Source organism: Leptospira gomenensis (genome assembly GCF_004770155.1).
Lineage (GTDB): Bacteria > Spirochaetota > Leptospiria > Leptospirales > Leptospiraceae > Leptospira > Leptospira gomenensis.
Window position 1 is genome coordinate 38,172 of the sequence record NZ_RQFA01000088.1, and the last position, 11,074, is coordinate 49,245.

The 11,074-nt window shown below is 48.8% G+C and carries 7 protein-coding genes; 4 read left to right on the forward strand and 3 right to left on the reverse strand.

Annotated features, from left to right (window positions below):
• Window positions 1-7 precede the first annotated feature (7 nt).
• Window positions 8-3,745, forward strand: coding sequence for a methionine synthase (gene metH / locus EHQ17_RS19605; protein ID WP_135590781.1), 3,738 nt, complete (start codon window positions 8-10; stop codon window positions 3,743-3,745).
• Between the two features lie 156 nt (window positions 3,746-3,901).
• On the forward strand, window positions 3,902-4,231 hold the full coding sequence (locus EHQ17_RS19610; protein WP_135590782.1) for a hypothetical protein: 330 nt from the start codon (window positions 3,902-3,904) through the stop codon (window positions 4,229-4,231).
• Between the two features lie 86 nt (window positions 4,232-4,317).
• On the opposite strand, the gene EHQ17_RS19615 is transcribed toward EHQ17_RS19610, so the two are convergent.
• Window positions 4,318-5,265 carry an LIC_20087 family outer membrane protein gene (locus tag EHQ17_RS19615; RefSeq protein WP_135590783.1) on the reverse strand — a complete coding sequence of 316 codons (948 nt, stop codon included), beginning with the start codon at window positions 5,263-5,265 and terminating at the stop codon, window positions 4,318-4,320.
• Window positions 5,266-5,373: 108 nt separating this feature from the next.
• Here EHQ17_RS19615 and EHQ17_RS19620 point away from each other — a divergent pair, with 108 nt between their 5' ends.
• Entirely contained in the window at window positions 5,374-6,669 is a 1,296-nt protein-coding gene (locus tag EHQ17_RS19620; protein WP_135590784.1) for an ATP-dependent 6-phosphofructokinase, read from the forward strand.
• Window positions 6,670-6,913: 244 nt separating this feature from the next.
• Here EHQ17_RS19620 and EHQ17_RS19625 read toward each other — a convergent pair whose 3' ends face one another.
• Together EHQ17_RS19625 and argB are read right to left on the reverse strand one after the other, a co-directional pair.
• On the reverse strand, window positions 6,914-8,662 hold the full coding sequence (locus tag EHQ17_RS19625; RefSeq protein WP_135590785.1) for a GAF domain-containing SpoIIE family protein phosphatase: 1,749 nt from the start codon (window positions 8,660-8,662) through the stop codon (window positions 6,914-6,916).
• Between the two features lie 106 nt (window positions 8,663-8,768).
• On the reverse strand, window positions 8,769-9,641 hold the full coding sequence (argB, locus tag EHQ17_RS19630; protein WP_135590786.1) for an acetylglutamate kinase: 873 nt from the start codon (window positions 9,639-9,641) through the stop codon (window positions 8,769-8,771).
• Window positions 9,642-9,744: 103 nt separating this feature from the next.
• Here argB and EHQ17_RS19635 point away from each other — a divergent pair, with 103 nt between their 5' ends.
• The gene (locus EHQ17_RS19635; RefSeq protein ID WP_246057633.1) at window positions 9,745-10,473 is read left to right on the forward strand and encodes an SDR family NAD(P)-dependent oxidoreductase; all 729 of its coding nucleotides are present in this window, start codon (window positions 9,745-9,747) and stop codon (window positions 10,471-10,473) included.
• Window positions 10,474-11,074: the final 601 nt, after the last annotated feature.

The following is an 11,074-nucleotide window of genomic DNA, read 5'->3' on the forward strand; positions in this document are numbered from 1 at the left end:
ATTACCCATGACTTACAAAGCTCAGAACTACACCAATACATCATCAAAGGAGCTGCTCTCCTTGTTGGAAAAACGGATCCTCGTTATTGACGGCGCAATGGGGACCATGATTCAACGTTTCGGGTTGCAAGAAGACGACTTTCGGGGAAATATCCTCAAAGACCATCCGCATTCCCTGAAAGGAAACAACGAACTCCTTTGTTTGACCCGACCCGACGTTATCGAAGCGATCCATCTCAAGTTTTTGGAAGCGGGTGCCAATATCATAGAAACGAATACCTTTAGTTCGAATCTGATTTCACAAGGAGACTACAAAACCGAATTTTTGGTCGCCGACTTGAATAAGGCAGCTGTAGCGTGCGCCCGGAACGCGGTCGAAAAATTCAAAAAGACGAATCCGGATCATCCTTGTTTCGTAGCGGGAGCGATCGGGCCGACGACAAAGACCGCCACTCTTTCTCCGGACGTAAACAATCCCGCGTTTCGCGCCGTCACGTTCGACGATCTGGTAGCGGCTTTTTACGAACAGACCCGGGCGCTTGTCGAGGCGGGAGTCGATCTTATTCTTCCGGAAACGAACATAGACACCCTCAATCTAAAGGCGGCGATTTTCGCCATCGAACAGGTATTCGAAGATTTGAATATTCGGATACCTTTATGTCTTTCCGTAACCATTACCGACGCCTCCGGCAGAACCCTTTCGGGTCAGACGGTCGAGGCCTTTTATAACTCCATCGCGCATTGTAATCCTCTTTCGGTAGGAATCAACTGCGCGCTCGGCGCGGACGAAATGCGTCCGTACATCGAAGAACTCTCGAGAGTCTCCTCCTGTTACATCAGCTGTTATCCAAACGCGGGGTTGCCGAACGCATTCGGCGGTTACGATCAAACTCCGGAGGAATTCGGAAAATATATTCAAGAATTTGCAAGTTCGGGCTGGCTGAACATCGCCGGAGGTTGTTGTGGAACCACTCCGGAACATATCGCGGAGGCGGCGAAAGCGGTCCGCGGGAAAAAAGCCAGGGTTCTTCCCCAAATAGCGGACATTACCCGTCTTTCCGGTCTGGAACCGTTGAACGTCACACCCGACAAAGGATTCCTGCTCGTCGGCGAGAGAACGAACGTGACGGGATCTCCGAAATTCAAAAAACTCATCATCGAAGGGAACTTCGAAGAGGCGGTTTCCGTCGCTTTACAACAGGTCGAAGCGGGCGCGAACATCATCGACATCAACTTCGACGAAGCGTTGTTAGACGGAGAAGCGTCGATGAGACATTTCCTAAACCTCATCGCGGGAGAACCCGACATCGCGAAAGTTCCTTTTATGATCGATTCCTCCAAGTGGAGCGTACTCGAAGAAGGTCTGAAGTGTATTCAAGGGAAACCGATCGTAAACTCGATTTCTCTCAAAGAAGGGGAAACAAAATTCCTCGAATACGCGCGTAAGATAAAACGATACGGCGCGGCCGCCATCGTCATGGCGTTCGACGAACAGGGGCAAGCGGCGACCAAAGACGATAAGGTGCGCATCTGCAAACGGGCGTACGATCTTCTCGTTACGAAAGCCGATTTTAATCCGAACGATATCATATTCGATCCGAACATTCTTACGGTCGCTACGGGAATCGAAGAACACAACAACTACGCGATGGATTTCATCGAAGCCGTCCGCGAAATCAAAAAAATCTGCCCCGGCGCAAAAGTATCCGGCGGTTTATCCAACGTTTCCTTTTCTTTTCGCGGTAACAATCCGGTCCGCGAGGCCATGCATTCCGTGTTCTTATACTACGCGATCCAAGCAGGGATGGATATGGCGATCGTAAATGCGGGAATGCTCGCGGTCTACGAGGAGATTTCGAAGGATCTATTAGAATATGTTGAAGATGTAATATTAAATAGAAGACCTGACGCCACCGAACGTCTCGTCGAATTCGCCGAAAATTTCAAAACTTCCGGAGACAAGGCGGATAAAAAAGGCGAATCCTGGAGGGAAGGGACTACGGTCGAGGAACGACTTTCGCACGCTCTCGTCAAAGGAATCGTAGAATATATCGATCAGGATACGGAGGAAGCCCGCGCTAAATACGGACGTCCGTTATCCGTCATTGAAGGACCTTTGATGGACGGAATGAAAATCGTGGGCGAACTGTTCGGAGCCGGTAAGATGTTTCTTCCTCAGGTGGTCAAAAGCGCCCGGGTTATGAAAAAATCGGTCGCTTATCTTTTGCCTTTTATGGAGGAGGAAAAAAGCTCGGAGGAAAACTCGACCCGACAAAAATTCCTCATCGCGACGGTAAAGGGAGACGTTCACGATATCGGAAAGAACATAGTAGGAGTGGTGCTCGCCTGTAACAATTACGAGGTTATAGATTTAGGAGTAATGGTTCCGACCGAAAAAATCCTGGAAGAAGCAAAGAAGCATAACGCGGATATCATCGGTCTTTCCGGTCTCATTACTCCTTCCTTGGACGAGATGGTTCACGTGGCTTCGGAAATGAAACGCACCGGATTCGAAGTGCCTTTGTTGATCGGGGGAGCGACCACGAGTTCTGCGCATACCGCGGTGAAAATCGCACCCGCATACGATCATCCGGTAGTACACGTCGTGGACGCGTCGCGAGTCGTGAACGTGGTCAATCAGCTTCTTCATCCGGATTTAAAGGAAACATACGCCAAAAAAATCAAAGAAGATCAGATTAAGGCTAGAGAGAATTATTTCAACACCAGAGCGGAACGTAAACTCGTATCCCTCGAACAAGCAAGGGACAACAAGGAACAGATCGACTGGGAGACGTCTACGATCGACAAACCGCTGTTTGTCGGAACGAAGGTTTTCGACGAGGAGATTTCCTTGGAAACTTTGGTTCCTTTCATAGACTGGACCCCGTTTTTTACCGCATGGGAATTAAAGGGAAGATATCCCGCGATTTTGGAAAGCGAAACCACGGGTAAACAAGCCCGCGAATTGTTTGCGGACGCGCAAACATTGATGAAGACCATCATAGACGGAAAACTTTTCCGAACCAAGGGTGTGATAGGAATTTATCCGGCGAATTCGGTAGGAGACGATATCGAGGTTTACTCCGACGAGTTTCGCTCCGGTATTCTTACGGTGTTCCACACTCTACGTCAACAGATCCAGAAAGAGGATGGAGAACCTAATTACTGTTTGGCGGACTTCGTCGCACCTAAATCCTCAGAAAGAATCGATTATATCGGAGGATTCGCGGTTACGGCGGGTCACGGGGTGGAAGAATTCGCGAAACGATTCGAAAACAACCACGACGACTACAATTCGATTATGGCGAAGGCATTGGGCGACCGCTTCGCCGAAGCGTTTGCGGAATATATGCACTTTAAGGTAAGAACGGAATACTGGGGTTATACAAAAGACGAAAACCTTTCCACTGAGGATCTTATCCGAGAACGTTATCGTGGAATCCGTCCCGCAGCCGGTTATCCAGCCTCTCCGGATCATACCGAAAAACGCGTGTTATTCGATCTCCTTCAAGCGGAAAAAAACACGGGGATCACCCTCACGGAACACTTCGCGATGTGGCCGGCGAGTTCGGTGAGCGGTTTGTATTTCGCACATCCGCAATCGAAGTATTTTGCGGTCGCCAAAATCAACCGAGATCAGGTGGAAGACTACGCAAAACGAAAAGGTATGAATGTGGAAACCGCGGAACGTTGGTTGGCTCCGAATCTCGCGTATGATCCGTTGGCGATTTCGGCGGCCCGCTGAAACTTCGAAACGGGGTGATCGGGTTCCCTGGAATCGTTTGGAATGGATAGTAGAGGAACGTTTCCGGAACAGCGGGAAATATTTTTTACGACGAAAAACGTTTCCCATTTTATTTATGGTTTTCCGCGCGATCCGTTTTCCGTCTAATCAGTAACGATGAGACCCGCGGTACCCAATCACCCTTCGGTTCACAATCACGGACCGGTGTTTTCGGAGACAAAAACCTCCTCGGAGGAATTTTCGTTTCATCCGTCGTTGATTTCCTGGTTGAAAGACCCGCTCCGACTTACGGGAAACGAAATTCTTACGTTAACCGAAATTGGATGCACAGACAATTCCTGTCCGGTCATCGAGACTTGTTTGGAAGTGTTTACGGATTCTAAGACGACTTCTCCGCGACATAGGATTCGTTTCGGAAGAGCCAAACACCTGATCAGCAAAATGGATCTTGCGTTTTCCCTAAAAAAACAAGGGATCGTAGAATAAAACAAAACCTAGGAAAGATTTCGATCGTGAATCTCGCGGTGACAGATCGGATGTAATTTTCCTACGTCTTATTTATTTAAGAGATATTATTTCGGAGAGGTTTCCGAAAAACTGTATTTGATTCCCAAAAGACCTTGGATGTCCTGCATCCAAAGATTCGGTTCTCCACCTTGGAGTTGAGCCGCGGTCGGAAGAGGGACACGGACCATTCCCTCCAGACTGAGGTTTCGCGAAGAAAACGAAATTCCCGGATTGAGATAATATTCGTATGATTTCCAACCGCGGAATGAATTGCCGTTCGGTTCGTTGCCCGTAGTATAACCGAGATTTCGATCTTGAAACCGTTTGATGCTGGAGAATTGAAGAAAGAAATTCATCTTGGAACTTTCTCCGATTTCGGGAAATACGGAATAGTTGAACGCGATCGTGGATTTTGCGGATTCCAACACGGAAAGTCCGGCTTGGTTTCCGATCATTCTCGCGTTAAAATCCATCTCTAATCCCGCGTGACGTTTCATATATAAAAACATAACTCCGGAGCTGCTTCCGTTCTGCAAAAGATTGGAATTCCAGTGATTGGGCCCGAATCCTTGGATTTGATTTCTGGAATCCGTAATCCGATCCAAGGTTCTTTTTTCCGAAAAAGCGCCGGATACGATTCTACCGGCGCGGGAGACGGGCTCCGCTAGCAAAACCGTTTCGGAAACGGGTAGAAAGTGAACGTTTTCTTTGGGAGCGACCGAGAACAGAAAGGGCTGAAACATTCCCGAAAAGGAAAGCCCCGGATTTACGGTGAATCCGAGAACGGGGGCCTTTGTCGCGGAAAAAGATTCGGTTTCCGGTCCCAGTTTGAGCTCCATCGGATCCTTATACGGAATGGCGATCACTTGCAGATATTTTTGACGATTGAGGTCGAAATCGCGAGAAAGATGATAGGGTTCAAACGGACTGAACGAAGGATCCTCGACCGAAAATACGGAAACCCCGATCAAAAACAAAAACAGAGATAAAAAGAAGGACCGTTTTTCGTTCATAACCCGTTGTCTCCGTAAGACTATTAAAATAGAACAGAACTGTCAGTATAAAATTGCAAAAGAGGATGATTTTTCAAGGATTTCCCCCAAAATCTGCCCCGAGGTCGTATGGAAACCAAAATTAAAAACTTCGGCGATTGTTCCGTTCCCAGTCCCGCTGAATATGAATACTATACTAGCGATTCTTCCAGGCTTTTATTCCGAACCGTGTTCCAAAACGAAGAGGATTGGAATTCCTACGTCAAAAACGGACCGGATTTTTTCGAACAAGCGGGTCCCCGGGAAAAAATATATTTCCATCCTAAGGAAGTGACCGCGGGGATCGTCACCTGCGGAGGTCTTTGTCCCGGAATCAACGACGTCATCCGGGGGATCGTAATGGAATTGTTTTATCGGTACGGGGTTTCGAGGATCCTCGGATTTCCGTTCGGTTACCAAGGGTTGGTGAAAAAACACGGGCACAAACCGATCGAACTGACTCCCGAAAAAGTGGCGCATATCGTGGAAGAAGGGGGTTCGATGCTCGCTTCCTCGCGCGGAAACCAATCTCCCTCGGAGATGGTGGATTATCTGAGTTTGTACGGAGTCAAGATGTTGTTCTGCATCGGAGGAGACGGCACGTTACGCGGTGCTCGGGAAATCGTGGACGAAATCGAACGCAGAGGAGAACAGATCTCCGTGATTGGAATTCCCAAAACGATCGACAACGACATAAACTACGTACAAAAAACGTTCGGTTTTTCCACGGCGTTTTCCAAGGCGATGGAAGCGGTTGAATGCGCCCACGTGGAAGCGAAAGGTGCGCCCAACGGAATCGGTCTCGTAAAACTGATGGGACGACATTCCGGTTTTATCGCCGTGAACGCCGCACTGGCCTCGCGCAACGTCAACTATTGTCTGATTCCCGAAGTGAAGTTCGATCTTTTCGGAAACGGCGCCTTTCTGGACGAACTCAAAAAACGGATCCTCAAACGGGGACACGCGGTCATCATCGTCGCGGAAGGCGCGGGACAACATTTTTTCGAAACCACGGGCGAACGGGATCCTTCCGGTAATTTAAAACTCAAGGACATTGGAATCCATCTTAAGGATACGATGGGAGAATTTTTCCGCAAGGAGGACATTCCCGTTAACATCAAATACATCGATCCGAGTTATATCATCCGCTCGATTCCCGCCAACCCGGAAGATTCCGTCTTTTGCGGCTTTTTGGCTCAGAACGCGGTCCACGCGGCGATGGCCGGTAAAACCGATATGGTCGTGGGAATGTGGAACAACGTATTCACTCATCTCCCGATTTCGGTCGCTATCCAGGAACGAAAAGTGTTACAACCGGACAGAAGCACGTTATGGAGATCGCTCCTCGCCTCCACGGGGCAACCGGCGCATATGACGGCTAAATAAATTTCGAATATTCTAAAAATAGAAAACGTTCACGGATGTGCGTCAGCGATGCGGAGGGCGCTCGCGTCCCGAACGTTTTGCCTACGTTAGGCGAAACGGCTTTACGGAGCCGCGGTTCTTTTCGGGAAAGAAAAAAATCATTACGATCGTTTTCGCAAAACGAGAAGGGATGAGTCGCTTCGCGACGAACCCGGAGTCAGCGCGGCCTTCCGAGCGAAGCGAGGAAGGAGACGCCCCGAACCGACTACGGCAATCGCACCATAAACAGGGTATAATCGTCGTGAGGATCCGCGTCTCCTCGGAAGGCATCGGTCGTATCGATGATCAGTTCCTTCAACGTCCCGAGCGGCATTTCACCGTTGCGTTCTATGAGTCTGGTGAGATTTTCGAGTCCGTACATTTCGCTCGACTCGTTCATCGCTTCGCTCACTCCGTCCGTATACAGAATCAACAAATCTCCCGGCGAATAATCGATCTCGTGTTCGTCGATTTCGGATTCCTTGATTCCGAGAGGCATTCCTTTTCCGGAAAGGGAAATCACCTTTTTTTCTTTCGCTTTGTAGAGTAGTTGTTCGTTGTGTCCGGCGCTCGAATACCGGATCCTTCGTTTGGCCATATTGATACGCACGAGCATCACGGTGACGAACATAAAATATCCGGACTTTTCCTGGATGATTCTGTTGGCGCTCATCAGACTGATACTCGTCGAGGAATTCCGCGAAACCTCGCCCGCGATGATGGTTTTGGAGAATTCCATAAAAAGAGCGGCGGCGATTCCTTTTCCGGAAACGTCCGCGATCAGAACGCTCACTTCGTCGGGATTGTGATAGATAAGATCGTAAAAATCGCCGCCGATTTCCTTGGATGCGATATAACTCGTCTCCAATTCCAAACCTTGGATTTTTTTCGGTATGTTCGGAAGCGAATTGAGCTGAATCTGGGAGGCGATCTGCATGTCGCGGCGGATCGAATTCAACTTTTCCTTTTGTTCTTTAGAAAGAAGGGAATTGTACGCTTCCGCGATCTGATTGGAAATCGTACTGAGAATGTTCTGATCCGCTTCGTCAAAACTGTCCCCGGACTTTTTGTCCGCGGCGTTTAAAATTCCCACGATCTTTCCGTCCTGGCGAATCGGAACCGAAATGAAGGACTTGGTTTTATATCGTTCGGGGCGAATCCAATCTTCCGTCAGAACGGACGTGTTTTGAACGAGAATCGGTTCTCCGGTTTCCAGGATTTTCCGGATCACACCTTCTTTTTCGTTGATGAACTGTTCCTCTTCTTCGAGGGAAAACCCGATGCTCTTTTTGAGTTCGTATTTTCCGTTTTTGGAATTGAAAAAAATCAGAGAAACCCGTTCCGCCCCCATCACGTCCGAGATGGAATGTACGGTAAGATTGAGAAATTGATCCATTTCTGCGATGTTCGAAATCGCCTGACTGAGCTGGAAGAGACAATCCAATTCGTTGGCGCGAAGACGTAGGTCTCGGATCAATCTTCGATTTCGGATCGCTATCGCGGCGAGATCGGAAAGATATTGCAAAACCTTAATGTCTTTGTTGGTGAACTCCTTTCTACCGAGTGAGTTGACCGCCTCCAGGACACCTTGGATTTCTCCCTGTGTGCTCATGGGAACGCAGATGAGATTGTTGGTTACGAATCCGACCGTATCGTCTATGTTTCTATAAATTCGAGGATCGTTGGCCGCGTCGTTGACGATGACCGGCTCCAAGGTTTCCAAAACCATTCCTGCGATTCCCTTGCCGCGAGGGACTTTCAATTCCGTTAAGGATTCGCCCTTGGTGCCTTTTACGACGTTGAATACGAGACAATCTTCGTCCCGATCGTAAAGAAGTAAGGAACAACCTTCCGAATTGAGAACGTCTTTGGTGGTATCGATGATGATTCCGAGAAGTTCTTCGAGGTCGTCGGTCGAATTGATTCTCGCCGTGATATCGGATATTAGGGATAAGGATAGTTGCCTTTCGCTCATAAAGGGGATGTAACGAACCGTTCTTCGAAAAGAATGGGATCATTGGAGCCGGGAAAGACTTCCCTGTCAAGGAGTTTCAACGAAGCGACGAAGAAGTGGCGAAGGTCTATTCGATGAGGGAACCGATTCCTTGATCTGTGAAAATTTCGATCAGAATGGAGTGGGGAACCCTTCCGTCGATGATATGTGTTCTACGCACACCTTGGTCGATCGCGGTGAGACAACATTCCACTTTTGGAATCATTCCTCCGGAAATTTGCCCTTTTCGAATATAATCTTTCACCTTTCCTCGGTTGAGTCCCGTGGCGAGTTTTCCGTCGATCAAAATTCCTTCCGTGTCCGTAAGAAGAATCAGCTTCTCCGCTTTGAGAGCGCCCGCGATGTCACCGGCAAACGTATCGGCATTGATGTTGAGACTTTCTCCTTCGGGAGATTCCGCGACCGGAGAAATCACCGGAATAAAGCCTTCTTTTTGTAAATTGAAAAGAATTTCAGGATTGATGGATTCGATCTTACCAACGAGACCAACGTCGAAGAACTGAATTTCCTTTCCTTCGAGTTCGATTTCCACGGGCGTTTTTTTTGCTTTCGCCAAATTCCCATCCTTACCGGATATTCCTACCGCCTTCCCGCCTTGTGCGTTGATCATCGAAACGATCTGTTTGTTGACTTTTCCGGTGAGAACCATTTCCACCACGTCCATGGTTTGTGCGTCCGTGACACGATGTCCGTGAACGAACTCGGTGGGGATTTTGAGACTTTCGAGAAGACGGTTGATTTCGGGTCCGCCTCCGTGAACGATCACGGGATGAATTCCCACGTATTTTAAAAGAACGATGTCCTTTGCAAAAGAATCCTTGAGATCGGCTTTAGCCATTGCCGCTCCGCCGTATTTGATTACGACCGTTTTGCCGGAGTATTTCGTAATGTACGGGAGAGCTTCGAGAATGTGACTGACTCTTTCCAAAAGTTTTTCCATGAGAAACAAAAGAATCCTTGTCCCTCTCTCTGTCATCTCCGAAATCGGAACAGGACCTAAGAGGAAAAAACAGGTGATCGAAATTCCGAAAAAGATAAATCCGATGAAGAACGTTTTGTTGACCGGAGGAAGCGGAGGGCTCGGAAGAGCTCTCGTCGTATCTCTGATCGGAGAGGGATACGCGGTTACCAACCTCGACGTACAGGAACCGAAGATCGTTCTTCCCGGAGAAAGATTTTTACGAACGGATCTGACGAAGGACGATTCGATTTCAGAGTCAATGCAAAATTGGAAGCGGCAGTGCGTCACGGAAGACATGCAGGTTCCCGTTTCGTTTGTTCATTGCGCCGGCTACGGAGGACCGTATCACACGATCCTATCCGTATCGGAAGAAGAATGGGATCGGATTTTTTCCGTAAATCTCAGGTCGGCGTTTCGGATCGTCAAAGAGGTATTACCGGAGTTTCAGAAGAGGAGTTTCGGAAGGATCCTGATGATCGCATCGTCTTTGTCGATCAAAGGTTCCGCGAACTCGGTCGCTTATTCCGCCTCCAAACACGCGTTAGTCGGATTTGTAAAATCCCTCGCGCACGAGTGGGGAGAATACGGAATCACCGTAAACGCGATCAGCCCGGGGTATATGGAAACATCTATGGGGATCCAAGAAGACCAAGTAAACGATCATCGAAAAAAAATCATCGATATGACCCCGTCTAAAAAAATCGCATCCCCGGAAGAGATCGCCCGGGTTGCCCGTTTCCTTTTGGAGGAAGAATCGAATTATATCAACGGTTCCAACTGGACCATCGACGGCGGTATTACCGCGATATAAAAGCGTCCGGGTTCGGTTCGTCGGGTTTTGGGGGGTCGGGGCGTGCCTCGGAGCCGCCGGTGGTCGGCCAAACTACATTCATTTTTTGGAATATTCCGGCGGCTCCGAGTCGCGTGACTCCGGGCTCGCGGATTCCCGCTCGTCCTCTTCGAGGACGCTTCGCGCCCTGCGGCCCGCTCACGCAGGAAATGTAAGAGGGAGCGAGATGGACGTTTGTGCCAAACCGCCGCCCAGCCGCAACCACGGGATCTCGCACGAGAAGAGCAATATGGTGTTGTCACGGGCGAGCGCAAAGTATGCGCGCCGCGCAACGGGTTTGATGAGGTTTGTTTCGTATTTGTATTAACGGCGTTTTCATTTTTGTTTCTTCGTTTTGTCTTCTGTTTTGTGACGTTTTACGTCGCGGGTTTTGTTTCGAATCTTCATTCGTGCCGATGTTCGGAGCGTTTCGGATTTTGTTTCGTTACGTTTTTTCGTCGCGGGTTTTGCTTCTAAACTTTGTTCGTAATTTCGTTTTCCGTCGGGTTTTGTTTCGAACTACGTACGGAGCCGCATCTGATTTCTGTGGATTGTCCGCTTTTGTATGCGAGCGCTGGAAGTT

What these genes read in the sequence shown, in the direction of transcription:
- metH (WP_135590781.1), top strand. Translation starts at nt 8, where the DNA reads ATGACTTACAAAGCTCAGAACTACACCAATACATCATCAAAGGAGCTG.
- EHQ17_RS19610 (WP_135590782.1), top strand. Translation starts at nt 3,902, where the DNA reads ATGAGACCCGCGGTACCCAATCACCCTTCGGTTCACAATCACGGACCG.
- EHQ17_RS19615 (WP_135590783.1), bottom strand. Translation starts at nt 5,265, where the DNA reads ATGAACGAAAAACGGTCCTTCTTTTTATCTCTGTTTTTGTTTTTGATC.
- EHQ17_RS19620 (WP_135590784.1), top strand. Translation starts at nt 5,374, where the DNA reads ATGGAAACCAAAATTAAAAACTTCGGCGATTGTTCCGTTCCCAGTCCC.
- EHQ17_RS19625 (WP_135590785.1), bottom strand. Translation starts at nt 8,662, where the DNA reads ATGAGCGAAAGGCAACTATCCTTATCCCTAATATCCGATATCACGGCG.
- argB (WP_135590786.1), bottom strand. Translation starts at nt 9,641, where the DNA reads ATGGAAAAACTTTTGGAAAGAGTCAGTCACATTCTCGAAGCTCTCCCG.
- EHQ17_RS19635 (WP_246057633.1), top strand. Translation starts at nt 9,745, where the DNA reads ATGAAGAACGTTTTGTTGACCGGAGGAAGCGGAGGGCTCGGAAGAGCT.